The following is a 24,610-nucleotide window of genomic DNA, read 5'->3' on the forward strand; positions in this document are numbered from 1 at the left end:
GCGCCATGATCGGCTCACTCGACGTCGTCGTCCTGGACTGCCCCGACCCGCGCGCGCTGGCCCGCTTCTCCGCCGAGCTGCTCGGCGGCGAGATCGTCGGGTTCGACGAGGGATGGACGGAGGTCGCGCTGCCCTTCACGGACCACCGGCCGATCCTCGCCTTCCAGCGCGTCGACGACTACCGTGCGCCGGAGTGGCCGGGACAGGACGTGCCGCAGCAGTCGCACCTCGACGTGAAGGTCGACGACCTCGATGCGGGCGAGTCGGCGGTGCTCGCCATCGGTGCGACGGCGACCGGCTCGGCGACGCCGACGTTCCGGGTGTACCTCGACCCCGCCGGGCACCCGTTCTGCCTCGTCCGGCCGGAGGACTGAACGGCTCAGCGACTCAGCGACTCAGCGACTCAGCGACTCAGCGGGACGGCGGGACGAGCGGAACGGCGGACCGAGCCGCCATCGGTCAGACGGTCTGCTCGGTGGCCAGGCCCTCGACCACGGTCACGTTCGGCAGCGCCGCGAGGACCTCGCCCGGCAGGAACACCTTCGCACCGCGCAGTCCCGCACCGACGACGACCTCGGGCGCCCGGAGCACGCGGGCGTCGACGTACACGGGCCAGTCGGCGGGCAGGCCGATCGGCGTGATGCCGCCGTACTCCATGCCGGTGAGCTCGACCGCACGGTCCATCGGCGCGAAGCTCGCCTTGCGCACGTCGAGGAGCTGCTTCACGACACGGTTGACGTCGAGCTTCGTCGAGGCGAGCACCACGCACGCCGCGTACCGGACCTCGTCGCCGCGCTTGCCCGCGACCACGATGCAGTTCGCGCCGGCCTCGAGCGGGTACCCGTAGGCCTCCGAGAACGCCGCGGTGTCGGCCAGCTCCGGGTCGATCGGCGCCGCCTGGATGCGCGAGAGGAGTGCGCTCGGCAGCGCGACCAGGGCCTGGGCGACGGGGATCGCGAGGAACCCGGTGGCGACGAGGGCGTTGGATCGTTCGAGCGTCGGCATGGTCCCACCGTAGGGAACCCTCCCCCGGCGGCGACGGAGACTCCGGCTGCGGAGGCGGGCTCCGCTCAGCGCTCGAGGCAGATCGTCCTGAGGGTCACCGTCGGCCCCGGACGCGCGTACGACGAGGGCGAGAGCCAGTCCGCCCGCGGCTCGTACTGTTCCTCGGGCCCGACGTCGCTGCGCTCCGCACGGATCCCCTCGGCCTGCCACGCCGCGACGACCGCCGACATGTCCGTGGTGCCGCCGGGAACGGTCTCGGCCCCCTCGGGCAGCAGGTCCGCGCCCGAAGCGTCCACGAGCTCGGCGGCGGTGAACCAGTACTCCCACTGCAGCCCCTCGTGCCGGTTGTCGAGCAGGCACGGTTCGGAGTACGCCCCGCCCTTCGGGGAGCCGTCGGACCGGAAGGCGTCGGCTCGCCGGGACCCGAGGAGTTCCACGGTGCGGTCGCCGATGCGGTTGAGCGCTGCCTCGGGGTCGTCCCCGCCGTCCGAGAAGTGCCGCTCGGCGGCGGTGGCGGGCTGCGCGCGGACCCGGGCGTCCTCCGCGACCCGCCCGGCCTGTGCGGTGATCCCGAGCACGTTGAACGGGACCGCGACGACGAGCACGACGATCGCCGAGATCACCCCGGCGAGCGACGTGCGGGGCTGCCGACGGCGCTTCACGGAGTAGGCGACGACGACCGCCACCGGGACGCCGACGGCGAGCAGCGCGCCGATCACGTAACCGGTCAGCACCCCGCCGGGTCCGGGTCGCTCGTCCTCGGGCGCGAACGAGCTCTGCAGCAGGACCGCGAGCTGGATCCACCAACTCACGAGGAGCAGGATCGGCAGGACGACCGCGACGACGACCGCGTTCGTCCGGCCGACGGCCCCCGTGCCGGCCTCGGCGCCGTCGTCGGTCCGGTTCCAGGCCGGTTGCGGCCCCTGGTCGTCGATGCTCATGCGTCCCCCTCGCGCCGCCCATCCTGGCAGGCGCCCGGCGATCGGGCGCACGGACTGCGAGGCTCCCGGCGATCGGGCGCACGGACTGCGAGGCTCCCGACGACCCGGGCGACCTGCCGGGCGTGCTGCGCGCTACGCCCGTTCGTCGATGGACCGTGCCCCCGGCACCGGCGGCGCCGGGTCGTCCGCGGCCTCGGGGTCGTCCGCCCGCGCCCACTTCACCGTCCACCGCACGAGGGGCTGCACCCGGTCCCACGCCGCCACGATGTCCTCCGTGCTGCTGTCGAGCGGCAGGTGCACGAGCGCGGCGTAGTGCTGCATCCGGAGCAGGTCGATCCGCGGGTGGTCGGCGTCGTACCCGCGCGGGGCGGTCTTGAGCGGCGGCCCGGCGAGCTCGTACCCCGCGGCGACCAGGTCGTCGAGTTCCCGGCGCAGCGCGGCAGCGGCCTGCGGGTGCCCGTCGATGGTCTCCCGCGCCGCCCGAAGCTGTGCGCGCGACGGTTCGTAGAGCCCGCCGCCGACCTGCAGACCATCGGCACCGGCGCTCAGGTACATCCCGCCGGCGGTGAGCCCGGTGTCCTCCCGGTAGGGCCGCTTGTCCGGCGTGAAGCGCAGGTCGCGGTGCTGCCGCAGCACCCGACCGGGCCCGTACCGTCGCTCGGCCTCGTGCAGCAGGGCCTCCATCGGGTCCCGGACGTGCCGCTCCCAGTCCTCGCGGTGCTCCTCGAACCACGACTTCTCGTTGTGCGCGGCGAGGCCGCGGAAGAACGTCGCCAGCGCGGGCGAGAACGGCGTCTGGGTCACGCACCAGTGAACCGCCGCCGCGTGCAGGACCGTCGGCAGGTCGGGGTACGAGGATGACGACATGAGCGAACTCCGTCCGATCGACCTCGACCGCTGGCCCCGTCGCGAGCACTTCGCGCACTACCGACGGGAACCCTGCGCGTGGGAGCTGACGGTCGACGTCGACGTGACGGCGTTCGTCGCGGCGGTGCGTGCGGCGGGCGTGAAGACGTACCCGTCGCAGATCTGGGCGATCGCGACGGTCGTGAACCGGCACGACGAGTTCCGCATGGCGCTGACCGAGGACGGGCAGCCCGCCGTGTGGGACTCGGTCGACCCGACCTTCACGGTGTTCCACCCGGACACCGAGACGTTCTCGGTGCTCGGCGTGCCGTACGACGCCGACCACCGGCGCTTCCACGACGCCGTGGTCGCGACGACCGCGACGTACCGGGACGACCACCGGCTGTTCCCGCAGGAGGACCGCGCGACGAACCGCTTCGACGTGTCGACCCTCCCCCGCACGTCGTTCACGGGGTTCGCGCTGCACCTGACCGGCGCCGAGGACCACCTGCTCCCGGTCGTCACCCTCGGCCGGTACCGCGAGGTCGGAGGCCGCACCCTCATGCCCCTCGCGCTGCGGGTGAACCACGCGGCGGTGGACGGCTTCCACGCGTCGCGGTTCGTCGCCGAGCTCGAGGAACTGTTCGCCGACCCCACGTGGCTCGCCTGACCGGACCCGCCAGCCCACCGCCCCGCGTGCCCCGACCGCACGGCCCACGGGCACCCGGACGGAGCACCGTGGCCGGCATGAACGACGACGACCTCACCGCCCTCGCGGTCTCCCGTGCCCGATGTGCCTCGGTGCGCTCTACTACGCCCAGCCCGACCGCGTCGTCTTCGCCGCCACCCGCGAGCAGGAGGGCGAGCACTACGAGGACGGCAACCGCCTGATGACCCTCGCGACGTTCTACGACGAGTACGCCAAGCCCGTGGCGGACCGGAACCTGCCCACCGAGCAGGGATCGGTCGACGACCCGACGGCCCCGTTCCGCGCGTGGACCGCCCGCCACCCGGCCTGAGGCGGACGCGACCACCCACCGGACGGGAGGCCCGTGGCGGCGCCGCCACGGGCCTCCCGTCCGTCCCCCGGTCCACCACCGCGAGCCGCGCTGCCGGGCGGGTCCGGGACGGCCTGAGGCGTCTCGCATCGACAGCCTGGCCGCGACGGACCACGCTGGAACCGTGACCCTCGACCGCTTCGCCCGCTCCTTCGGATCCGCCGTCGACGCCTACGAGCGCGGCCGGCCCGGCTACCCCGCCGCCGTGGCGGCCGCGCTCGTGCCGGACGGGACCGACACCGTCGTCGACGTGGGTGCGGGCACCGGCAAGTTCACGCGCACGCTGCTCGGCCGGGCCGACCACGTCGTGGCGGTGGAACCCGACCCGGCGATGCGCGCGCGGCTGGTCGCGGAGCTGCCCGGCGTGCGCGCGCTCGACGGAACCGGCGAGGCGATCCCGCTCGACGACGGCGAGGCCGACGTCGTGACCTTCGCGCAGTCGTGGCACTGGGTCGACCCGGACCCGGGTGCGGCCGAGGTGGCCCGGGTGCTGCGGCCGGGCGGCGTCCTCGGGCTCGTCTGGAACGCACGCGTCGATGACCGGGGGTGGGCGGAGCGGATCGGGCGGCTCGTGCCGCAGCCCGAGACGCGTCGGAGCGCGCAGGGCGCGCCGGTCGTCGGGCCACCGTTCGGGCCGGTGGAGCACCACGAGGTCCGCTGGACGCTCGACCAGGACCGTGACGGGTTCCTCGACGCGATCGCCTCGCGGAGTGCGGTCATCGTGCTCCCGGCGGACGAGCGGGCCGCGCTCCTCGACGCCGTCCGCCGGGTGCTCGACGACGACCCGGAGACCGCCGGTCGGTCGACGATCCCCGTCGAGTACGTCACGCGGGTGCACCGCTCCGTCCGGGCCTGACCGTCGGGCGATGCGTTCCGCGCCACGCATCTGGCTCTTCCCGCTCTACCTCGTTCCGGTCGTCTGGCTCTGGAAGCTGATCGTGTTCGGCTTGCTGCTCGGGTTCTCTCTGCCTCGCGGACTGATGGGGCTCGCGTCCCTCGGCGTAGAAGAACACCGCGGCGCCGGAAGCCGGTTCCAGTGGGCGTCCCGGTGGTCAACACCGCGATGAGCGGGGTGGTGGGCGTTAGGTGCCGACCACATTGCCGTAGAGGCGATCCCGGTGGCCGGTGAGCAGCGACCCATCCGCCAATTGACATCGCAGGCATCGGAGCTCTACGAGGAGCCGCAACCAAGGAGAGACCAATGACCGACAACGTGGTGCGGCGCACCAAACGCCGCTACGCGCACGAGCTCCACCCCGCCGGCGACGGACGGGAAGTCCGTCCCCTCGCCGTCGAGGTACCGCGCCTGTACGCCCGCGCTCTGGGTACAGAGGTCCTCGGCACGAGCTGGCGCGACGGCGACGAAGACGCCGTCCGCCGCAGGTCCGATCGCCTCCTGCAACTCCTCGACGCACGAAGAATCGCGTTCCTTGCAGACGCGCTCGCTTAGGGCACGACCGGTGACGCTGCCTGGAGATGGGCGGATGCACACACCCAGGACGGGACCGGAGAGCCGGTATGGAACCACGCCGAGCGCTACAGTGTGCGGCCCTGGGTGATCAAGCCGTACCCATGTGGGGCTGAGCCCGACTACCACGAGCACTTCGCTAACCAGGAGGAGCAGCAAGGCACCGTGACGCGCGTAGACGGACCAGAGTCAAGCTGCCCGCTCTGCACCGAGGCGCTTCCCACCGCAGTGGTCGCGGCATGATGCCCAGCGCCACCCCGATGCCCGCACACGTAGCGGCGGTGCGGTCCGGTGCCATGCGGGCGTCGATCTAGTCGGGTGGTGGGCGTTAGATGACCGGTGCCGCGCTAAACGAGCAGGAACGGTTCTGGTCGCACCTGATTCGTGGACCGCTGCCGGATGACTGCCGGATCTGGACCGGCGCGATTAGTGACGACGGTTACGGCCGGTTCTGGATTCGGCCCGGCGCAGGTCGGCAGCGTACAGCGCGTCCGTCCCGCTACGCGCACCAGATCGTGACGGGGCGGGCGTTGCCGTCGTCGGTGATGCTGCTCCACACCTGCGACGTACCGCTGTGCGCGCACGTCGACGCCGACCCGATGGCGTCGCATCTGTTGGAGGGTGACCACCGGATCAACATGCTCGACCGAGAGCAGAAGCACGTGCCAGTGCAGGTGCAGGTGCAGGTGCAGGTGCAGGTGCAGCGCATCAACGCATGGGCGGCGCGGCCGATTGAAGCCGGCTGGGGACAGGGCACCTTGAACGGCCACTTCGAGGGACAGGGCTTGCGGATCGACCCACTCGTCGCCTTGGACGTCGACGACCTGCATGAGTCAGTACAGGGGCCACGCTACGAAGGGCTCCGCGGCGCAGTCGACAAGGTCCTGCTCGTTGGGACGCCGCGGAGCCGCGACGCGTTGCAGGAGATGCAGCGCCTCGTGTTCGACGTCGTCGTGGCACCGCAGTGGCACGCCGCAGCTCAGTTCCTCACGGACATCAGCAGCGCCGCTGCGCAGTGGAGTGGTCGTGATGACAACGTCGACGCGTTCGTCGCTGCTCTCGATCGCATCAGCGCGCAGCACCGGGATCAGGTCAACGTCGCTGAAGCTCTCCGCGGAACCTGACTGAGCACCAACTACGGCTTCAGCGAAAGCGCCGATAGTATGGCTAATATCAGTAACTGGTCGTCGTCGAACTGCAGTCACCCCCCCCCGGACCCCTCGCGGACGGCGCCCTGAGTCCTCGAAGCGCACGCGAGTCTTGAATCCTTCAGGAAGGGCACGCAGGCCCGGAACAGAGACGTCACCCTGGACAGCCACAAAGCTCCCGTCGGCGGTTCCACTGAGGCCCGCAAGAAGTCGCATGCCCACGGCTGCGACGCCGGCGCCCAGTCGCGGCACGGACGTGCAGAGCAAGTCGTTTCATGGAACGATCTGACCGTGCACTACCGCCTCATGAACGACTACGGTGTCGAATGGCCACTCTGGGACGACGAAGGGCAATGCAAGGCCCATATACCCCCGCTACCCCCTGCCGTCCGCCAAGAGATCCTGGCCTGGACGCAACACTTCAACGACTCGTATTCCAGGGAATACGGATGGCCCTCGTCTGCGGCGGCCGCATTCCATAGGAGACAAGGAGAGCGGCTGTTGGAGATTATTCGACGCGAGCTCCCCTATGGCGACACAATTGACCTTCAACTATGGGAGTCAAGAAGTCGATTGGGCTTTTAAGAACACCCTGGCGCTGTTCGCCAGGGTGTTCTCTCGGTTAACGCTCCTACGAGCACCCTGGCGCTGTTCGCCAGGGTGCTCTCTCGGTCAACTAGGGAAGGCCGTGATGATCCTCCAGCTCCCTGCAGAGTGGCCTACCTTGACCGTGTATGTACGTACAACCTTGCCTTTTTGCTTGATCTGAACCAAGCCGTAATAGGTATACGTATCATTGGCCCGATTATACACAACGCTCGACGGCGCGCGCAGCGTGGTGTTGATCGATTGATCCATGAAGCTTTCGGCACTAATTCCCATCGGATACTTATTTACGATACCAATCCAATCATCACCGTGCCCTGCCCAGATGTGCCGCATCCCCATGCCACCTGGGGTTCCGCAGATGAGCGTGCCGACTCCGCCTCGACCGACTACCCCCGGGAAGGCCTTTCGCTCGTAGATGCGAACTGTCTTCGACGTGTTATCACGCGAACTGCAATAGGGCACATCTGCATATCTCCTTGATACGCCGAAGCTGGATTGAGATGGATCCTGAGCGAAAGCACCAGCCTGATTGGCATCGCTTGCCGTCCACGTCCCATCTGAGGAAGTAGTCGCAGCTTGCTCTGCTCCCGCAGCGTGATCAGAGGCAGTGAATGAGAAGACAGGGGTAACGACTGTGGACTGCGTGCCGGAGGGATCAACGCTCCCCGTGATCTCAGCGTGCCACGAATATGTCACTCCATTCGTGAGCGGCATTGAAACTTGTGCAAATGGCTTTGTGATTTGCCCGCTGTCCCAGAGTACCTGCGTCGAGGCCGAGTCGCTTAGATAGTATCGATACGTGCTATCCCGAGGGAACTGATCGGCACCCGCGAGCGTGACCGACAAGTAGGGATTGAGATGGGTAACTTCACCTTCAGTCGGGGCACCAACCAGGGCAGATTCAGTCCAGGTTCCGAACGTCAGCGGGTAGACAGTGGTGGAAGTTGCCGTCCCGTCGATGATTCGCGTCGCAGTAATGAGATGAGCACCGCGAGTTGCGGCAACTTGCACACTCTGGCTGAATGCGACACTTTCAGGAACAGTTCTTGTGACCGCGTCGGCGGCGTCCACCGAAACCGTAATCTGCGCGGAACTTGATGTTGCGGGGGGTGCGGTCACCGAGTCGGACGGTCAGAACCGGTTGGGGTCGTAGCGAGGCAGGCGGACCGGATCCCGATCCTGCTGCTCGTCCGCGATCGCAGCGAACTCCGCCCACACCGCGTTCGACAGCGGGGCGCCGGCCCGTCGGGCGACGGCCCTCGGGCGACGGCCCTCGGGCGCGGACCGTCGCGCTACGCTCGACCGGTGCGCGCCACCGTGCGGGACGTTGCGGCCCTCGCCGGGGTCTCCGCCAAGACCGTGTCCAACGTGATCAACGGCGTCGTCCCGGTGCGCCCGGACACCCGCGAGCGGGTCGAACGGGCGCTCGCGGAGCTCGACTACGTGCCGAACCTGTCCGCCCGGGGGCTGCGGAACGGCCGCTCGGGGGCGATCGCGCTGACGCTGCCCGAGCTGGGGAACGCGTACTCCGCCGAGCTCGCCCAGTGGTTCGTCGAACTCGCGCGGGACCGCGGGTGGACCGTGCAGCTCGACCAGACCGGCAACGACCCCGACCGGGAGCGGGAGCTCGTGTCGCGGGCCCGGGCGCACCTGGTCGACGGGCTCGTCCTCAACCCGGTGTCGCTCAGCGCGAGCGTCCTCGCCACGACCGAGGGGCTGCCGCCGACGGTCGTCATCGGCGAGGTCGAACCCGAGCACGTCGACCAGGTCCACGTGGACAGTCGTCGGGCGGCCGAGGAGGTCACCGCCCACCTGCTCGCCCGCGGCCACCGGCGGATCGCGGTCGTCGGGGCGGCCCGGGAGGGTGCTCCGACCGCGACGAGCGAACTCCGGGAGCGCGGGTACCGGGCAGCGCTCGACGCCGTGGGGGTCCCCGCCGACCCGGCTCTTCGGGTACCGCTGCCGGCGTGGACGACGAGCGCCGCCGCCGAGGCCTTCGCCGCGTGGCTCGACGCCCACCCGCTGCCCGACGCGGTGTTCGCCTTCACGGACTCGATCGCGTTCGGCGTGCTGCACGTCCTCGCGGCGCGGGGCGTCCGGGTACCGGAGCAGGTGAGCGTGGTCGGGTTCGACGACGTCGACCCGGCGGCGTACGCGATCCCCGCACTGACGACGGTGTCCTTCGACCGCCGGGCCTTCGCGACCGCGGCGCTCGACCTGCTGTCCCGGCGCATCGCGGACCCGTCGGCGCCGCCGGAGACCGTCGTGGTGCCGCACCGGATCGTCGAGCGCGCGAGCGTGCGAGCGCGCTGAGCGGCGCGGCCGCGGCCGCGGCGCGGCGCGGCCGCGGCGCGGCACGGCAGGCGGCGGGCACGGCGCGGTTCGACGTGCTCCCGCACAACGGGAAGCAGGTCGCACCACGGGAAACCGTGGCGCGACCTGCTTCCGGTTGTGCGCCGGCCAGACGGCGCGCGCGGAGCGCCGCCAGGGCGGCGCGACGCAACGGCAGTCGCCGCGGCGGCCGCGGACGGCGCCACGAGGCTCTCGGCAGTGGTTCGACGTGCTTCTGAACAACGGGAGGCACGTCGCGCCACGGAAACACGTGGTGCGACGTGCCTCCCGTTGTGCGACGCGCCAGCAGCGCGCTGCTGACGCCCCTCCGGCCCGCCGGTCAGGCCGGCCCGCCGGCCTCCGGCCCGGGTCCCAGCCCGGCCCCCGGCTCGCCGGCCCCCGACCCGAGGGCCGGCCGCGCAGCGCCCGACCCCGCCGCCGCAGCCAGCACCGCCTCCCGCGTCTGCCGCGCGCCCAGGATCCGGAAGTGGCCACCGACCGGCACCCGCACGTTCGCGGCCCCGGCGAGCGCACTGCCGCCCGGGATGAGCGTGTCGAACACCCCGTACACCGAGGTGATCCGGGCGTTCACCGCGAGGTCCCTCCCGAGCGCCGCGAGCACCGGGTCCGTCGCGCGGAAGGCCCGCAGGTGCGCCACGGGTGCGAGCCGCGCGTACGCTGAACCACCGAACGGCGTCGACACGGCGACCATGCGGTCGATCCGGTTCCCCTCGGGCATCGTCATCGCGTACTTGCCGATCAGCCCGCCCTTGCTGTGCGCGACGACGAGGACCCCGTGCAGGTCCTGCTCGGCGCAGTACGCGAGCACCTCGCGCGCCGACTCGGGGACGGGCCGCAGGTTGTGCCGGAGCACCGGCAGCACGTGCACGGGGTGGCCGGCGTCGTGCAGGGCGTCCATCAGCGGGCGCATGAAGTGCCAGGTCTCGTAGACACCGGGCACGACGACGACCGGCTGGCCGTCGCCGCTGCGGTAGTCGTCGGCGGTCGTCGGCCCGAGGCTCCGGAGCTGCCACCGGGCCGCGTACCACCAGTCGAGTGCGGCCCACCACGCGCGTCGTACGAGCGACACCCGGACGGGAGGCTCGGTGCCGGTCGTGCGCGCCGGTCCGGTCGCGGGGGCGGTCGCGTCGCTCACGGTGCGGCCCCCGCTCCGCGGTCGTCGCCCTCCGACGCCGGTCCGCGGTCGTCGCCCTCCGGCGCCGGTTCCGCTCGTCCGGCAGGACCGGCAGGACCGGCAGGATCGGCGCGACCAGCTGAACCGGCGAGCCCGGGGTCCTCGAGGGTCTGCACGCGGCGCAGCTCGTCGACGAGCCGGGCGAGGGCCTGCGGCTGCCGCTCCTGCACGTGGTGCCCGCCGGGCAGCTCGACGAACGCGCCGCGGGGCGCCAGGGCCGCGAGCGACGTCGCCCAGTCCCGCCGGGCGATCGGGTCACGATCGCCGCGGACGACGAGCACGGGCTGCGTCACGGTGGGCAGGGCGTCCTCGAGCCGGTGACGCAGCATCGGGCCGAGCTGCCGGACGTACTGCCGGATGCTGCGGAGGTAGTCGGTCGTCACGACGGCGTTCAGGCGCGGGGTCTCGGCGAGGGTGTCCCGGGCGAGGTCGACCGCCTGGTGCGGCAGGGTCCGTCGAGCGCGGTCCACGACGGGCCCGACGAGGACCACGGCCGTGACGACACCCGGGTGTCGCCGAGCTGCCTCGACGGCGACCTGCGTGCCCATCGACTGCCCGACCACGACGAGGTCGCCCGCCCCCGCGGTGCGGACCGCGGCCACGACGAGGTCGGCGAGCTCCTCGATCTGCAGCCGCCGACCCGCGGGCGGCAGTCCCCCGAACCCGGGCAGGTCGACCGCGACGGTGCGGTGCGTCCGCGCGAGCGCCCGCTGTGTCCGGGCGAAGGACCGGTGCGACATGCCGATGCCGTGCACGAGGACGACCGTCGGGGCCAGCACGTCGCGGAGCCGTCCGGCCGGGGCGAGCGTCCGGAGGCGCACGGGGAGCCCGTCGACCTCGACCGTCTGGACCCGCGCACGCACGGCCCGACCGTACCCGGGGGCCGACGCGTCGCCGTCAGGATCGCGGGGGCACCCTCGACGTGCGGGGCCGCCGGTCCTATGCTCCGCAACATGCGCAAGGTGACCTCGGGCCTCTTCACGTCGGTGGACGGCGTGGTGCAGGACCCGTACACGTTCCAGTACGACTCGTTCGACGCCGAGCTCGGCACCGCCATGGGCGCGTGGATGGAGCGCACCGAGACGGTCCTGCTCGGCCGGCAGAGCTACCTCGAGTGGTCGGAGTGGTGGCCGTCCCACGACGACGACCCGTTCGGACAGTGGATCAACCCGATCGAGAAGCACGTCGCCTCGACCACGCTCGACAGCGACCTCACGTGGCAGAACGCACACCTGATCCGCGGCGACGTCGACGACTTCGTCCGCGACCTCAAGGCCGGCGACGGCGGCGACGTCGCGGTGACCGGCAGCGTCACGCTCGTGCGGCACCTGCTCTTCGCGGGCCTGCTCGACGAACTGCAGCTCATGGTCCACCCGGCCGTCGCCGGCGCGGGCCGACGGCTCTTCGAGCCGACCGACCCGCCCACGCGCCTGCGCCTGGTGCGCAGCGAGGTGACCAGCAAGGGGAACGTGCTGGTCACGTACGCGCCGTTCGCCGACTGACGGAGGCGGGGCGCGCCTCCAGACCGACCCGGCGCGGAGCGCTCCATCGGCACCGGGACGGGCCGGTGGACGGACAGGGTGCGGAAGCGGCGTACCCTTCTGGGTGGCCGTCGACCGCACCACACTGGAGTTCACCATGTCCGAGGACACCCGCCCGCACGTCGTCATCGTCGGCGGTGGCTTCGCCGGCGTCGCGGCCATGCGCGAGCTCGCCGACGCCGACGTCCGGGTGACCCTGGTCGACCGGCACGTCTACAACATGTTCCAGCCGCTCATGTACCAGGTGGCGACCGGTGGGCTGAACGCCGGCGACGTGACGTACTTCCTCCGCAGCCTCCGCGCGAAGCAGGCGAACGCCGACTTCCGGCACGGGCTGCTCACCGGCATCGACCACGAGAACCGCGTCGCCGAGATGTCCGACGGCGAGCACCTGCACTACGACTGGCTGATCCTGGCCAACGGCGTCAACACGAGCTACTTCGGCACGCCCGGCGCCTACGAGTACGCGTACTCGATGTACTCCCGCTCGCAGGCGCTCCGGATCCGCGACGAGCTGTTCACCCGTCTCGAGCAGGCCGCGGCGAAGCAGGGTCCCGACGAGATCCGCGTGGTGATCGTCGGCGGCGGGGCCACGGGCGTCGAGATGGCAGGCGCCCTCGCGGAGTTGCGTGACCAGGCGCTCGTCGGGGCCTACCCCGAGATCGAGCGCGGCAACATCTCGATCACGCTCGTGCACCGCAGCGGCGAACTCCTCAAGCCGTTCGCGCCGCGCCTGCGTCGGTACGCGGCGAAGATCCTCCGCAAGCGCGGCGTCGAGCTGCGGCTGAACACCGGCGTCGCCGAGGTCAAGCCCGACGGCGTGGTGACGGCGGCCGGCGAGTTCATCCCCGCCTCGCAGGTGATCTGGGCCACGGGCGTCGCCGCGCACAAGGAGGTCTCGGGCTGGGGTCTGCCGCAGACGCACGGCGGTCGCATCCAGGTGAACGACGACCTCAGCGTCAAGGGCGTCGAGCGGATCTTCTCGGCCGGCGACATCGCGGCGCAGGACGACGCGCTCGCCCAGCTCGCCCAGCCGGCCCTGCAGGGCGGCAAGCACGCGGCACGGCAGATCGTCCGGCTCATGCAGGGCAAGCCGACCGAGCACCTCAAGTACTTCGACAAGGGCACGATGGCGACGATCGGCACGAACGCCGCGGTCGCGCAGCTGCGCGGCGGCGTCACGATGGTCGGGCCGGTCGCGTGGATCGCGTGGGTCGCGGTGCACATCGCGTCGCTGCTCGGCAACGGCAACCGGCTGTCGACGCTGTCACACTTCTTCGTCCGCTACATGTGGTTCATGCGGAAGCGCTCGATCCCGATCGTCGGCGACGTCCGGCCGGTGCGCCCGAACGGCGACCGCGAGCCGGAGCCGTGGCAGATGCAGAAGGCCGAGTAGCGCCGCACGCGGCGCGGACGGGAGGCGCGGGTCGGGGTCGACCCGCGCCTCCCGTCCGTCACGTGGTGACGCGGGGCTGACGCCGCCGCGGGCTCGCGAGCTCGCCGAGCTCGCGAACCTGAAGGTCCACCTGGCCGACGCACTGCGGGCGCACGGGATCACCGAACCGACCGCCACGATCGCCGCGGAGACGGCGTTCGCGCAGTGGATCGCCGACGGGGAGACGCGGGACTTCCGCGCCGTCGTGCAGGAGCGCCTCGCGGCGTTCACCGCACTCGTGCACCCCGGTCGTTGAGCGCGCTCTTACCTCGGCGGAGCAGTCTGGTCGTCACCCGGAAGACCGATCCCGCAGGGAGGGACCGTGACGACGAACGCGATCGCGCCCGAGCGCACGAGCACCACCGGCCGCACACCGGTCGGGACGGCGCTCGGCGCTGCCCGGACCGCACCGCCGCCACCCCTCACGCGCCGGGCCCCGGCGCTCGACGGGCTGCGCACGGTCGCCATCCTGATGGTGATCCTGTACCACCTGCACGTGCCGCGGTTCGACGGCGGGTTCACCGGCGTGACGGTCTTCTTCGTCCTGTCCGGGTTCCTCATCACGACCCTGCTGCTCGGCGAGCACCGGAAGACGGGCCGCATCCGGCTCGGGTCGTTCTGGTGGAAGCGCCTGCTGCGGCTCTACCCGGCGCTGCTCGCCCTGGTCGTGGTCGGCCTGCTCCTGTGGAACTGGGTCGGCGACTACAAGGGTGCGTCGTTCGGCCCCGGTGAGGCGGCGTTCATCGCCCTGACCTACACGGGCAACCTGTTCCGCTCGTTCTGGGACACCACGCAGGGCGTGTTCGCGCACACCTGGAGCCTGTCGATGGAGGAGCAGTTCTACCTCGTGTGGCCGCCGGTGCTCGTGCTGCTGTTCGCGCTCCGGGCACGCCGGCGCTGGCTGCTCGCGGGCCTCGGTGCCGTCGTGGTCGGCGGGTCCGTCGCCGCGGGTCTGCTCTACCGCACGCCGAGCGGCAACGCGACGCCCGACGTGTACTTCTCCCCCGTGCTCGGCGTCGTGCCGCTCGCCACCGGCTGCCTGCTCGCGCTCCTGCTCGACGACGAACGGGTCCGGACGTGGGCGTCCGGTGTCGCCGGGCACGTCGCGACCTGGGGCGGGATCGTCCTGCTCGCCGTCGTGACGGCCTCGATCGGCGACGACTGGACCCAGCACGCGTCGACCTTCGGCGTCGTGCTGCCGCTGACCGGCCTGGTGTCGGCGGTGCTCATCGGCGGGCTCGTCTCGGTCCGGTCGCCGCTGTCGTCCGCCCTGGCGTGGACGCCGGTGTCGTGGTTCGGTCGGCGGGTGTCGTACTCGGCGTACCTGTGGCACCCGCTCGTGATCGCCCTGCTCGACCCGTTCGCGATCGGTCCGTGGGGCACCGTGTGGCTCGTCGGCGTCGCGCTGCTCGTGGCCGTCGGTGCCGCGTACGCGGTCGAGGTGCCCGTCGAGAAGGCCCGGAAGCGCGTCCGCGAGGCACGCCGGGCCGTGGCCGCCGACCGCGCCGGACGCGCCAGCGCCACCAGCTGACGCAGCCGCAGCCGCAGCCGCAGGCCGACCCAGCCATCACCTGACGCGGCCGCGGGTCGGCACAGTCATCGGCGGCTGACGCCCCGGACACCCGCCCGTCCGTAGGCTCGGGCCGTGACCACGGAGCAGACCGACGTCCTCGTCGTGGGCGGCGGCCCCGTCGGCCTGTCCGTCGGCGCACTGCTCGCCGCCGAGGGCCTCGACGTCCGGGTCTGGGAACGCCGGGACGCTCCGCCGTCCGGGTCCCGGGCGATCGGCATCCACCCGCCGTCGCTCGACCTGTTCGCGCGCCTCGGGGTCGCCGCACCGGTCGTCGCCGAGGCCGCCCTCGTCCGCCGCGGGATCGCCACGAGCCGCGGACGCACGCTCGGCACCCTGTCGTTCGACCACGTGTCCGGGACGCACCCCTACGTCGCCGCGCTCGACCAGCACCGGACCGAGACGATCCTGCGCGACCGGCTCGCGGCCCTCGCGCCGGGCGCCCTCCGCACCGGCACCGCCGCGACCGCGCTGCACAGCCACCGGGACCACGTCGACGTGCACGGTACGGGACCGGACGGCGCCCCGGTCTCCGTCCGGGCACGCTTCGTGGTCGGCGCCGACGGGGCCAGGAGCGCGGTGCGCGACCTGCTCGGCGTCGGGACCCACGGCCGCGACTACGGCGACCGGTACGTCATGGGCGACTTCGCCGACCCGGGCGGTACCCCCGCCGACACCGCGGTCGTCGACGTCGGCCCGGCTGGCGTCCTCGAGTCGTTCCCGCTGCCCGGCGGGCGCCGACGCTACGTCGCCCTGGTGCCCCACCACGACGAGGAGGCGACCACGCGCGCCCCGGACGGCGACGCGGCGGAGGCGGGACGGGCCTCCCGGCTGGCCGCCCTCGTGCGCGACCGCACCGGCGTCGCGCCGGACTCCGCGACCAGCTCGATGACGAGCGGCTTCCGGGTGCGGCGACGGACGGCGGACCGCGTCGGCGTCGGCCGCGTCGTGCTCGTCGGCGACGCCGCCCACGAGATCAGCCCGATCGGCGGGCAGGGCATGAACCTCGGGTGGCTGGACGCCGCGGCGCTCGCGCCGGTCCTGGCCGGGGCGGTGCGCTCCGGGAGCTCCGGGCCGTGGCCCCGGTACGCGGCGACGCGGCAGGCCGCGGCCGCGCGCGCGGCGCGGCAGGCGGAGGCGAACATGGCGGTGGGTCGGCCGGCCCGGGGGCTCGCGCTCGTCGGCCGGGAGGCGCTGCTCCGGTCCGCCCTGCGGCTCCCGACCGGCGGGCTGCTGGCCTCGGTCTACGCGATGCGGTGGGCCTGACGGGTCGCGTCCGCGCGCGGCCGGACGGCCCGCTCGGGACGGGCGCGACTCGTCGCCGTCGCTGTCGCCGTCGCCGGTCGTGCGGGTCGGGAGCCGATCGCTCCGTGCGGGGCCGGGCAGGGCTCCCCGGTCAGGCGACGAGCCGGGCGCCCGCGACGCCGAGCTCGACCACCAGGACGAGCGAGGACGCGATGACCAGCCGGAACAGCGCACGGGTCGGACGTCCGGCGAACACGAGTCGGACGCCCACTGCGGCCAGGACGACGACCACCACGGCGCCGACGACCGCGAGCGCGGCACCGACACCGCGCGCCGGTGCGTCCCCGAGGAGCTGTCCGCCGAGCACGAGCCCGGCCGCGACCACGAGCGCACCGAACGCGAGGGTCCCAGCACCGCGGAGCCCGAGCCGGTGCGGGAAGCCGCGCACCCCGGTCGCCGCGTCGTCGAGCAGGTCGGGCAGGACGTTCGTGCAGTGGATCGCGACGCCGAACACCGCACCCGTCGCGACCGCCCACCACGCCGGCCACGCACCACCGCCCGCGGCGACCGCGACCACCGGCAGGAGCCCGAACGCGACCACGAACGGCACGACGGACCACGGCGTCCGCTTGAGGCCGGCGTCGTACGCCCACCCCGAGGCGACGAGCACGACGTGGGCGACGGCGGCGACCGGGCCGAGGAACGCGCTGAGGACGACCGCGACGGCCGCCGTGGCGAACGCCGTCGTGCGGACGGTCGCGACGGGGACGAGACCGCGGGCCACCGGCTTGTCGCTCCGACCCACCGCGCGGTCGCGGTCGGCGTCGATCCAGTCGTTCGCGAGGCCGATCGACAGCTGCCCGGCGACGACGGCGAGCGCGACGAGGACGACGAGCCACAGCGGGTGCCCCACGGCCGCGGCGACCACCGCGGCCAGGACGGTCACGGTGACGGTCGGGCCGGGGTGCGAGGACGCGACGAGCAGCCTCGCGGTGGTCAGGGGGGCGGGTCGGCTCACCGCGCCCAGCGTAGAGCGGGGCGGCTGACCGGGTCCGCCGGCACGCGCCCCGCCGGGTGTCGAGAGGGCGCATGCCGGGACCGTCCTCGCGGGGTCAGGCCGCGGGGATGAGGCCGTTCGGGTTCAGCACGTACTTCGTCGCCGCGCCCTTGTCGAACTCCTCGTAGCCGCGCGGGGCCTCGTCGAGGCCGATCGCCTTCGCGTTGACGTTCTTCGCGATGCTCGTGCGGTCGTGCAGGATCGCCATCATGAGCTGCCGGTTGTACTTCATGACCGGGCACTGCCCCGTCGTGAAGGACAGCGACTTCGCCCAGCCGGTGCCGAGGCTGAGCGACAGGGCGCCCTTCTTCGCGGCCTCGTCGACGCCGCCCGGGTCACCGGTGACGTAGAGCCCGGGGATGCCGAGGGCACCACCAGCGGCCGTGACGTCCATGAGCGAGTTGAGGACGGTCGCGGGTGCCTCCTGGCCGGAGCCCGAGCCGTGGCCCTTCGCCTCGAAGCCGACGGCGTCGATGCCGCAGTCGACGAGCGGTTCGCCGAGGATCTGGTCGATCTGGTCCGCGGGGTCGCCCTTCGTCAGGTCGACGGTCTCGCAGCCGAACGTCCTCGCCTGGGCGAGCCGGTCGGCGTTCATGTCCCCCACGATCACGACGCTCGCGCCGAGCAGCAGCGCACCGGTCGCGGCGGCGAGTCCGACCGGTCCGGCACCGGCGACGTAGACCGTCGAGCCGACCTCGACGCCCGCGGTGACGGCGCCGTGGAACCCGGTCGGGAAGATGTCGGACAACATCGCGAGGTCGAGGACCTTCTCGAGCGCCTGGTCGCGGTCCGGGAACTTCAGCAGGTTCCAGTCGGCGTAGGGCACGAGGACGTACTCGGCCTGCCCGCCGACCCACCCGCCCATGTCGACGTAGCCGTAGGCACTGCCCGGGCGGTCCGGGTTGACGTTGAGGCAGATGCCGGTCTTGCGCTCCTTGCAGTTCCGGCAGCGCCCGCAGGCGATGTTGAACGGCACGGAGACGATGTCGCCGACCTTGATGAACTCGACGTCGGACCCGACCTCGACCACCTCGCCGGTGATCTCGTGCCCGAGGACGAGGTCGCTCGGGGCGGTCGTCCGGCCGCGGACCATGTGCTGGTCGCTGCCGCAGATGTTCGTCGCCACCGTGCGCAGGATCGCACCGTGGTTCACCTTGCGTCCGACGTTCGCGGGGTTGACCCCGGGTCCGTCCTTGAGTTCGAACGTCGGGTAGTCGGTCTCGATGACCTCGACCTTCCCCGGCCCCTTGTACGCGACTGCGTGGTTGCTCGCCATGTGATCCTCCTCGATCCTCGGCGGCCACCCGGTGTCCCCACCGGGACGTCGTCATCGTCGACGACGTCTCGGACAGTACGCCGCCGGGATCACCGTGCGGTGGCCGCGCGCAGGAGCGCGTCGACGAGGGCGACCTGGTCGAGACCGACGGCGGCGAACACGAGCGGCACCTGCGACCGTTCGGTGAAGCCCGGCGTGGTGTTCACCTCGTTGAGCACGACCCCGTCGTCGGTCACGAAGAAGTCGAACCGGGCGACCCCGGCGCACCCGAGCGCGTCGTACAGCGCCACGGCCGCCCCCGTCACCGCCGCCTGCTCGGCGGTCGACAGGCGCGCGGGGACGCGGAAGTCGGCCGTCCCGTCGTACTTCTGCTCCCGGTCGAACACGTGGTCCGCGGCGACCACGACCTCGAGCGGCGCCCCGGTGCGGAGCGTCCCGGTCGCGTCCCGGAACAGGGCGACGTCGACCTCGCGGCCGGAGACGAACGACTCGACGAGCACCGCGTCGCCCGCCGTCCGTGCGTGCCGGACGGCTGCGGCGACCCCGGCGGACCGCCGCACGACCGTGACGCCGTTGCTCGACCCGGCCGAGGTGGGCTTCACGACCCACGGCGATCCGGGCAGCGCCCGCACGGCGACGTCGACCTCGCGGTCGTCGGCCGTCCGGCGCACGAGCACACCCGGCGCGGTCGCGATGCCCAGCGCCTCGGCCACGAGCTTCGTCACCCACTTGTCCGCGGCGAGCGCCCCCGCCCGGACCGGCGAACCGACGACCGGCACGCCGATCATGTCGAGCAGCCCGGCGACCGCGCCGTCCTCGCCGTGGTCGCCGTGCAGGAGCGGGAAGGCGGCGTCGCAGGTGGTGATCGCGGCGACCGCGGCGGCGGCGGACAGGGGCGTCCCGTCCGCCGCGTGCCAGGAACCGTCGCGCCCGACCGTGAGCGCGACGGTCGCGGTGCCGCCGGCGCGGAGTGCCCGCTCGGCGGCGGCCGCCGACGCCAGGGAGACGTCGTGTTCGTCGTTCGCGCCGCCGCCGATGACGGCGACGCGGAGGTGGGAGTGGTCAGGCACGGTGGCCCTCCTGGTGGTGGATCGGGGAGCGGACGGACGGCGGGCGCCCGGACGGCGAGTGCTCGGACGGCACGGGGGCAGCGTCGTCTCCGCGGGGGTGTGCCGCGGAGTCGGCGTCGGCGCGGGTGGTGGTGCGGTGCACCCGGGCGACGCGCGTGCCGACCCGGGTGACGACCTCGTGCGGGATCGTGTCGGCCCAGGCCGCCCACTCCGCCACGGTCGGCACGGCGTCCCGGCCGACGGCACCGGTACCGGCACCCGCGCCGCTCGCCCGGGGCCCGAACACCGTGACGCGCTCGCCGGGCAGCAGCAGGTCGTCGCCCGTGTCGACGACGACGCTGTCCATCGAGAAGCGGCCGACGAGCGGGCGTCGCCGTCCCCGGACCCACACCACCGCGCGGCCCGAGGCGGCGCGGGGCAGCCCGTCGGCGTACCCGAGCGGCAGCAGCGCGGTGTTCGTGGGCCGGTCGGTCACGTGGTCGCCGCCGTACCCGATCCGGGTCCCGGTCGGCAGGGCCCGCGCGGACACCACGGTCGTCGTCAGGGTGAGCGTGTCGCGCAGGGCGGTCGTCGTGCCCGAGGGGTCGATCCCGAACAGTCCCGCGCCGACCCGGTGCAGGTCGAACCCGTCGGCGGCTCCGGTGATCGTCGCCGCGGTCGCCGCGAGGTGGCGCACGAGCGGGCCGAGCCCCCGTCGACGGGCGCTCCGGACGGCGTTCCGGAAGAGCAGCACCTCGCGGGTGTCCCGCCCGTCCCCGGGTCGGTCGGCCGAGGACATGTGCCCCATCACCCCGACGACCCGCAGCGCCCCCGTCCCCTGCAGCTCCCGAGCGAGCGCGCACAGCGCGTCCCACGCCGACGGCGGACAGCCCTCCCGTCCCATCCCGACGTCGACGTGCAGGTGGACGGCGGCGCGACGTCCGGTCCGGCGGGCGGCTCGCCCCACGGCGACGAGCGTCGCCGGGTCGGCGACGGCGAGCCCGACGTCGGCACGGAGTGCCGACGCGAAGTCGGCGTCCGGCGGGTTGAGCCAGCTGAGCACGGGCGCGCGGACGCCCCCGGCGCGGACCGCGAGTGCCTCGTCGACGCTCGTCACGCCGACGGAGCCGGCCCCCGCCTCCAGGACGGACCGCGCGACCGCGCCGTGCCCGAAGCCGTCGGCCTTGAGCACGGCCATCAGGCGTCCGCCCGTCAGGGCGGCGAAGTGGGCTGTGTTCGCCCGCACCGCGTCGTCGTGGACGAGCAGTTCGGAGACCGGCGCGGTCACCGCTGCATCCGCGGGTCGGCCGTCGGGTCCGCGTAGAGGCGGGGGCAGCCGGCCTCGGGCGCCTCGGGCCGGAGCTCGAAGTGCCACGCCTCGTTGTCGTAGACCTGGCAGAGCCCGTACCCGGCGCCGTGGTCCTGCAACCACTCGGCGGCGTCCCAGTCGCCGATGTCGATCGCCTCACCCCGGACGTGCAGCGATGTCTGCGGGGTCGAGACCCAGCGCGCGGCCTCGTCGCGGGAGCCGTACTCGGCCACCGCGTCGTCGAGCAGGCGTTCCTGCAGCGCGGCGGACCGCCAGCCGCTGTTCACCACGAAGCGGACGCCGTCCCCCTCGGCGTCGCGGGCGGCACGGCGGACGGCCTCGAGCAGGTCCGGGTCGAGCTTCGTCACGGCGGGCAGGTCGTCGTCGAACACCGAGGCGCCGGAGGGCACCTCACCGCCCGCGGGTCCGGTCGCGCCCTCCGTGCCGGCGGCACCGGCGCCGACGGAGGCGGCTCCCGGCCAGGACGGTCCGCCCGGGGCGGCGACGGCGAGCGCTCCCGCCACCACCGCGGCAGCCAGGACCAGCACGAGGACGACGACCAGGGGCAGCGCGCGGGCCCGACGCGGTCGGTGACGGACGGGGACCGGGGTGTGCAGGGAGTGGAGCATGTCGACCAGTGCAACGGGCCGGACGTCGCCGGAGCGTACGCGTTTCCACATACGCTCACGACACGTCCCGCCGCCTAGCATCGGGGTCGTGCGTGTACTGATCCTCGAGGACGAACCCCTGCTGGCCGGGGCGGTGCGGGACGGCCTGCGGCTCGAGGCGATCGCCGCGGACGTCGCGGCCGACGGGGACGCCGCGCTCGAGCTCCTCGCGGTGAACCGCTACGACGTCGCCGTGCTCGACCGGGACGTCCCGGGGCCGTCCGGCGACGAGGTGGCCGAGCACGTCGTCGCGACCGGGTCCGGCACGCCGATCCTCATGCTCACCGCCGCGGACCGGCTCGACGACAAGGCGTCCGGGTTCGCCGCGGGTGCCGACGACTACCTGACGAAGCCGTTCGAGCTGCGGGAGCTCGTGCTGCGGATCCGCGCGCTCGACCGGCGTCGTCCGGAGCGTCGGCCGCCCGTGCTCGAGGTCGCCGGGGTCCGGCTCGATCCGTTCCGCCGCGAGGTCTTCCGGGGCGGTCACCACGTCGCGCTGACCCGCAAGCAGTTCGCCGTCCTCGAGGTCCTGGTGCAGGCCGGGGGCGGCGTGGTCAGCGCCGAGCAGCTGCTCGAACGAGCCTGGGACGAGCACGCCGACCCGTTCACGAACGCCGTGCGCATCACCGTCTCGGCGCTCCGCAAGCGGCTCGGGGAGCCCTGGGCGATCGTGACCGTGCCCGGCGTCGGCTACCGGATGGACGTGCCCACGGCCGCGGACACGGCGGTCGACCGGGCTGCGGGCGTCGACGCGGGTCGTGCTGCGGACGGTCCCCCGCGGTGACGGACCGTCGCCCCGGGCCGAGCGTCCGCCTCCGCCTCGCGCTGAGCTACGCGGGCGTCGTCGTCGTCACGGCCGCCCTGCTGCTGACCGTGGTGTGGCTCTTCCTGCTCCGCTACGTGCCGGTCGGCAACCTCACGACCACCGGCGGGCACGTGCCGGACCGGACCGACCTGGTCCGCGCCTTCGTCCCGCCGGCAGTCTGGGCGTTCCTCGTGCTCGTCGTGCTCGGTGTCGTCGGCGGCTGGCTGCTCGCCGGCCGGGTGCTCGACCCGCTGCGGCGGTTGACCGAGGCCTCGCGGGCGGTGTCCTCCGGCGCGCTCGACCACCGCGTCGACCTGCCGGGGCGCCGCGACGAGTTCCGCGAGCTCGCCGACGCCTTCGACGGCATGGTCGCGCGCCTGGCCGCCGACGTCGCCGAGCAGCAGCGCTTCGCCGCGAACGCCTCGCACGAGCTCCGGACGCCGCTCGCCACGACGCGGGCCCTGCTCGAGGTCGCCGTCCGCGAGCCGGGCAACGACCCCGCGGCGGTGCTCGACCGGCTCCGCGTGGTGAACGAGCGGGCGATCGACCTGACCGAGTCGCTCCTGGTGCTGGCCCGCGCCGGTCGACGCGTGCCCGACCCGGAGCCCGTCGACCTGTCGCTCCTCGTCGAGGACGCCGTCGAGACCCTGCTGCCCCTGGCCGAGGCGCGCGGCGTCGCCCTGGACGCAGACGAAGACTCAGACGCAGACGCAGACGACGACCGCGACACCGACACCGCCGCGCACGTCCACACCGACGCGGCGTGGACGACGGGGTCGCCCGCGCTGCTCCTGCAGCTCGTGACGAACCTCGTGCAGAACGCCGTCGTGCACAACGTCGGACCGGGCGGGTGGGTGCGGATCCGGACGGGTGGGTCGTCGGCGGACGGCGGTGCCGGCACCGTGGTGCTGCTCGTCGAGAACACCGGCCCGCGGGTCCCGCGCGCGGTCCTGCCGACGCTGACCGAACCGTTCCAGCGTGCCGCGTCCCGACGCCGGGACGAGGACACCGGCGCGGGACTCGGACTCGCCATCGTGGCGGCGATCGTCGCGGCGCACGGCGGCGCGCTGACCGTGGACGCCCGGGACGGCGGCGGGCTCAGCGTCCGGGTGGCGTTGCCGTCGGCGTCCCCGCCCGTGCGACCCCGGCAGCCGTAGCCCCGGCAGCGACCCGCCGCCCGCGCAGCAACCCCGACGCGAGCGCGATCCCGGCGAGGACGACGACCCCGCCCACCGGCTCGTTCCACCGCAGCGGCTCACCGAGCACGAGCACACCGAGTGCCACCCCGACCACCGGCGTCAGGTACGTCACGGTCGACGCGCGGCCCGCACCCCACGCGCCGACCAGGCGCGTGTTCCACGCGTAGGCCAGCCCCGTGCCCACGGCACCGAGCGCGACCATCGCGGCCACGATCCTCCAGTCCAGCCGCACCGGACCGGTCGCGACCACGGGCGCGACCACCAGCATGAGCAGCGCCGCCAGGCTGAGCTGCACGGTCGCGACGGTCGTCGGGTCCTGCCCGCTGCCGACGCCGAAGCGGCGGAGCCAGGCGAGACCGACGCCGTACGACGCCGTCATGCCGAGCAGGGCCAGCTGCCCGGGGACCGTCGCGAGCACGCGCGGGTCCCCGACGAGGTCCCACGGCCCGACCAGGACGAGCACCCCGACGATCCCGGTCACGATGCCGAGGACCTGTCGGCGGGACAGGCGTTCGGTCGGCACGAGCACCGCGAGCGCGAGCAGCGTCATGATCGGGGTCGTCGCGTTGTAGATGCTCGCGAGCCCGGACGGCACGGTCTGCTCCGCCCACGCCATGAGCGAGGACGGCACCGCGTTGAGGAACACCGCGACGACGAACAGGTGCCCCCACACGCGGCGGTCGCGCGGCCAGCGGCGACGGGTGACGAGCAGGATGCCGACCAGCGTCACCGCGCCGAGCACCGTGCGCACGGTGGCGACCTGCTGCGGGGCGAGGCCCTCGAGCCCGATCTTGGCGAAGAAGAAGCTGGAGCCCCAGGTCAGGGCCACGAGCACGTAGAGGAGGGCGTTCACGA

At 73.1% G+C, this 24,610-nt stretch carries 26 protein-coding genes; 14 read left to right on the forward strand and 12 right to left on the reverse strand.

Going from position 1 to position 24,610, the window contains the following annotated elements; translation table 11 throughout:
* Positions 1-5 precede the first annotated feature (5 nt).
* Positions 6-374, forward strand: a complete 369-nt coding sequence (locus tag QOL16_RS13740; protein ID WP_071282241.1) for a VOC family protein — start codon at positions 6-8, stop codon at positions 372-374.
* Positions 375-459: 85 nt separating this feature from the next.
* On the opposite strand, the gene QOL16_RS13745 is transcribed toward QOL16_RS13740, so the two are convergent.
* The 3 genes from QOL16_RS13745 to QOL16_RS13755 all read right to left on the reverse strand — a co-directional run bounded on the left by QOL16_RS13745 (position 460) and on the right by QOL16_RS13755 (position 2,750).
* Positions 460-1,005 carry a YbaK/EbsC family protein gene (locus QOL16_RS13745; RefSeq protein WP_071282243.1) on the reverse strand — a complete coding sequence of 182 codons (546 nt, stop codon included), beginning with the start codon at positions 1,003-1,005 and terminating at the stop codon, positions 460-462.
* A gap of 65 nt (positions 1,006-1,070) precedes the next feature.
* Positions 1,071-1,946, reverse strand: a complete 876-nt coding sequence (locus QOL16_RS13750; protein WP_071282246.1) for a hypothetical protein — start codon at positions 1,944-1,946, stop codon at positions 1,071-1,073.
* A gap of 132 nt (positions 1,947-2,078) precedes the next feature.
* Complete coding sequence (locus QOL16_RS13755) at positions 2,079-2,750, reverse strand: DUF2461 domain-containing protein (RefSeq protein ID WP_175473030.1); 672 nt, start codon at positions 2,748-2,750, stop codon at positions 2,079-2,081.
* A 61-nt stretch (positions 2,751-2,811) separates the two neighbouring features.
* Between QOL16_RS13755 and QOL16_RS13760 the strand changes: the two genes are divergently transcribed.
* From QOL16_RS13760 to QOL16_RS13785, 6 genes are all read left to right on the forward strand, one after another.
* Entirely contained in the window at positions 2,812-3,462 is a 651-nt protein-coding gene (locus QOL16_RS13760; RefSeq protein WP_071246659.1) for a CatA-like O-acetyltransferase, read from the forward strand.
* A 121-nt stretch (positions 3,463-3,583) separates the two neighbouring features.
* Positions 3,584-3,811 (forward strand): hypothetical protein, encoded by a 228-nt coding sequence (locus tag QOL16_RS13765; protein ID WP_071282251.1) that lies wholly within the window; start codon positions 3,584-3,586, stop codon positions 3,809-3,811.
* A 163-nt stretch (positions 3,812-3,974) separates the two neighbouring features.
* Positions 3,975-4,706: a class I SAM-dependent methyltransferase gene (locus QOL16_RS13770; protein ID WP_071282253.1), complete on the forward strand. Its 732-nt coding sequence runs from the start codon at positions 3,975-3,977 to the stop codon at positions 4,704-4,706.
* Between the two features lie 10 nt (positions 4,707-4,716).
* Entirely contained in the window at positions 4,717-4,917 is a 201-nt protein-coding gene (locus QOL16_RS13775; RefSeq protein WP_065965199.1) for a hypothetical protein, read from the forward strand.
* Positions 4,918-5,051: 134 nt separating this feature from the next.
* Positions 5,052-5,300: a hypothetical protein gene (locus tag QOL16_RS13780; protein WP_065965201.1), complete on the forward strand. Its 249-nt coding sequence runs from the start codon at positions 5,052-5,054 to the stop codon at positions 5,298-5,300.
* A gap of 350 nt (positions 5,301-5,650) precedes the next feature.
* Complete coding sequence (locus QOL16_RS13785) at positions 5,651-6,442, forward strand: hypothetical protein (protein ID WP_139266279.1); 792 nt, start codon at positions 5,651-5,653, stop codon at positions 6,440-6,442.
* A gap of 696 nt (positions 6,443-7,138) precedes the next feature.
* Here QOL16_RS13785 and QOL16_RS13790 read toward each other — a convergent pair.
* Positions 7,139-8,194 carry a hypothetical protein gene (locus QOL16_RS13790; protein WP_139266280.1) on the reverse strand — a complete coding sequence of 352 codons (1,056 nt, stop codon included), beginning with the start codon at positions 8,192-8,194 and terminating at the stop codon, positions 7,139-7,141.
* Between the two features lie 186 nt (positions 8,195-8,380).
* Between QOL16_RS13790 and QOL16_RS13795 the strand changes: the two genes are divergently transcribed.
* On the forward strand, positions 8,381-9,388 hold the full coding sequence (locus tag QOL16_RS13795; protein ID WP_071282257.1) for a LacI family DNA-binding transcriptional regulator: 1,008 nt from the start codon (positions 8,381-8,383) through the stop codon (positions 9,386-9,388).
* Between the two features lie 358 nt (positions 9,389-9,746).
* On the opposite strand, the gene QOL16_RS13800 is transcribed toward QOL16_RS13795, so the two are convergent.
* Complete coding sequence (locus tag QOL16_RS13800) at positions 9,747-10,562, reverse strand: triacylglycerol lipase (protein ID WP_254780145.1); 816 nt, start codon at positions 10,560-10,562, stop codon at positions 9,747-9,749.
* Positions 10,559-11,464, reverse strand: coding sequence for an alpha/beta fold hydrolase (locus tag QOL16_RS13805; protein ID WP_071282259.1), 906 nt, complete (start codon positions 11,462-11,464; stop codon positions 10,559-10,561). Before QOL16_RS13805 ends, QOL16_RS13800 begins: the two co-directional genes overlap by 4 nt.
* A 90-nt stretch (positions 11,465-11,554) precedes the next feature.
* On the opposite strand from QOL16_RS13805, the gene QOL16_RS13810 reads away from it, so the two are divergent.
* From QOL16_RS13810 to QOL16_RS13825, 4 genes are all read left to right on the forward strand, one after another.
* Positions 11,555-12,103, forward strand: coding sequence for a dihydrofolate reductase family protein (locus tag QOL16_RS13810; RefSeq protein ID WP_071282384.1), 549 nt, complete (start codon positions 11,555-11,557; stop codon positions 12,101-12,103).
* Between the two features lie 103 nt (positions 12,104-12,206).
* Complete coding sequence (locus QOL16_RS13815) at positions 12,207-13,538, forward strand: NAD(P)/FAD-dependent oxidoreductase (RefSeq protein WP_254780146.1); 1,332 nt, start codon at positions 12,207-12,209, stop codon at positions 13,536-13,538.
* Positions 13,539-13,899: 361 nt separating this feature from the next.
* Positions 13,900-15,108, forward strand: a complete 1,209-nt coding sequence (locus tag QOL16_RS13820) for an acyltransferase (RefSeq protein ID WP_071282276.1) — start codon at positions 13,900-13,902, stop codon at positions 15,106-15,108.
* A 114-nt stretch (positions 15,109-15,222) separates the two neighbouring features.
* The gene (locus QOL16_RS13825) at positions 15,223-16,413 is read left to right on the forward strand and encodes an NAD(P)/FAD-dependent oxidoreductase (protein WP_071282278.1); all 1,191 of its coding nucleotides are present in this window, start codon (positions 15,223-15,225) and stop codon (positions 16,411-16,413) included.
* A 130-nt stretch (positions 16,414-16,543) separates the two neighbouring features.
* Here the strand turns inward: QOL16_RS13825 and QOL16_RS13830 are convergent, their stop codons facing one another.
* The 5 genes from QOL16_RS13830 to QOL16_RS13850 form a co-directional block, all read right to left on the reverse strand.
* Positions 16,544-17,410 carry a UbiA family prenyltransferase gene (locus tag QOL16_RS13830; protein ID WP_254780147.1) on the reverse strand — a complete coding sequence of 289 codons (867 nt, stop codon included), beginning with the start codon at positions 17,408-17,410 and terminating at the stop codon, positions 16,544-16,546.
* Between the two features lie 94 nt (positions 17,411-17,504).
* A complete protein-coding gene (gene fdhA, locus QOL16_RS13835; RefSeq protein ID WP_071282281.1) occupies positions 17,505-18,725 on the reverse strand; it encodes a formaldehyde dehydrogenase, glutathione-independent in 1,221 nt (406 codons plus the stop codon).
* An 89-nt stretch (positions 18,726-18,814) separates the two neighbouring features.
* The gene (locus tag QOL16_RS13840) at positions 18,815-19,795 is read right to left on the reverse strand and encodes an ATP-grasp domain-containing protein (RefSeq protein ID WP_071282283.1); all 981 of its coding nucleotides are present in this window, start codon (positions 19,793-19,795) and stop codon (positions 18,815-18,817) included.
* Positions 19,788-21,062, reverse strand: coding sequence for an alanine racemase (gene alr, locus QOL16_RS13845; RefSeq protein WP_071282285.1), 1,275 nt, complete (start codon positions 21,060-21,062; stop codon positions 19,788-19,790). Before alr ends, QOL16_RS13840 begins: the two co-directional genes overlap by 8 nt.
* The gene (locus QOL16_RS13850) at positions 21,059-21,712 is read right to left on the reverse strand and encodes a M15 family metallopeptidase (RefSeq protein ID WP_065965163.1); all 654 of its coding nucleotides are present in this window, start codon (positions 21,710-21,712) and stop codon (positions 21,059-21,061) included. The genes alr and QOL16_RS13850 overlap by 4 nt, the downstream gene beginning before the upstream one ends.
* Before the next feature lie 88 nt (positions 21,713-21,800).
* On the opposite strand from QOL16_RS13850, the gene QOL16_RS13855 reads away from it, so the two are divergent.
* Positions 21,801-22,535, forward strand: coding sequence for a response regulator transcription factor (locus QOL16_RS13855; protein ID WP_071247527.1), 735 nt, complete (start codon positions 21,801-21,803; stop codon positions 22,533-22,535).
* Positions 22,532-23,713 (forward strand): HAMP domain-containing sensor histidine kinase, encoded by a 1,182-nt coding sequence (locus tag QOL16_RS13860; protein ID WP_071282287.1) that lies wholly within the window; start codon positions 22,532-22,534, stop codon positions 23,711-23,713. Before QOL16_RS13855 ends, QOL16_RS13860 begins: the two co-directional genes overlap by 4 nt.
* Here the strand turns inward: QOL16_RS13860 and QOL16_RS13865 are convergent.
* On the reverse strand, positions 23,655-24,608 hold the full coding sequence (locus QOL16_RS13865) for a DMT family transporter (RefSeq protein ID WP_139266281.1): 954 nt from the start codon (positions 24,606-24,608) through the stop codon (positions 23,655-23,657). The genes QOL16_RS13860 and QOL16_RS13865 overlap by 59 nt on opposite strands.
* Between the last annotated feature and the right edge of the window lie 2 nt (positions 24,609-24,610).

This window comes from Curtobacterium sp. MCBA15_004, from assembly GCF_001865055.2.
Taxonomy (GTDB): Bacteria; Actinomycetota; Actinomycetes; order Actinomycetales; family Microbacteriaceae; genus Curtobacterium.

Coding starts and splice junctions, on each gene's coding strand:
- QOL16_RS13810 (WP_071282384.1), top strand. CDS start 11,555: ATGCGCAAGGTGACCTCGGGCCTCTTCACGTCGGTGGACGGCGTGGTG.
- fdhA (WP_071282281.1), bottom strand. CDS start 18,725: ATGGCGAGCAACCACGCAGTCGCGTACAAGGGGCCGGGGAAGGTCGAG.
- QOL16_RS13745 (WP_071282243.1), bottom strand. CDS start 1,005: ATGCCGACGCTCGAACGATCCAACGCCCTCGTCGCCACCGGGTTCCTC.
- QOL16_RS13780 (WP_065965201.1), top strand. CDS start 5,052: ATGACCGACAACGTGGTGCGGCGCACCAAACGCCGCTACGCGCACGAG.
- QOL16_RS13785 (WP_139266279.1), top strand. CDS start 5,651: ATGACCGGTGCCGCGCTAAACGAGCAGGAACGGTTCTGGTCGCACCTG.
- QOL16_RS13750 (WP_071282246.1), bottom strand. CDS start 1,946: ATGAGCATCGACGACCAGGGGCCGCAACCGGCCTGGAACCGGACCGAC.
- QOL16_RS13765 (WP_071282251.1), top strand. CDS start 3,584: ATGTGCCTCGGTGCGCTCTACTACGCCCAGCCCGACCGCGTCGTCTTC.
- QOL16_RS13775 (WP_065965199.1), top strand. CDS start 4,717: ATGCGTTCCGCGCCACGCATCTGGCTCTTCCCGCTCTACCTCGTTCCG.
- QOL16_RS13850 (WP_065965163.1), bottom strand. CDS start 21,712: ATGCTCCACTCCCTGCACACCCCGGTCCCCGTCCGTCACCGACCGCGT.
- QOL16_RS13740 (WP_071282241.1), top strand. CDS start 6: ATGATCGGCTCACTCGACGTCGTCGTCCTGGACTGCCCCGACCCGCGC.
- QOL16_RS13760 (WP_071246659.1), top strand. CDS start 2,812: ATGAGCGAACTCCGTCCGATCGACCTCGACCGCTGGCCCCGTCGCGAG.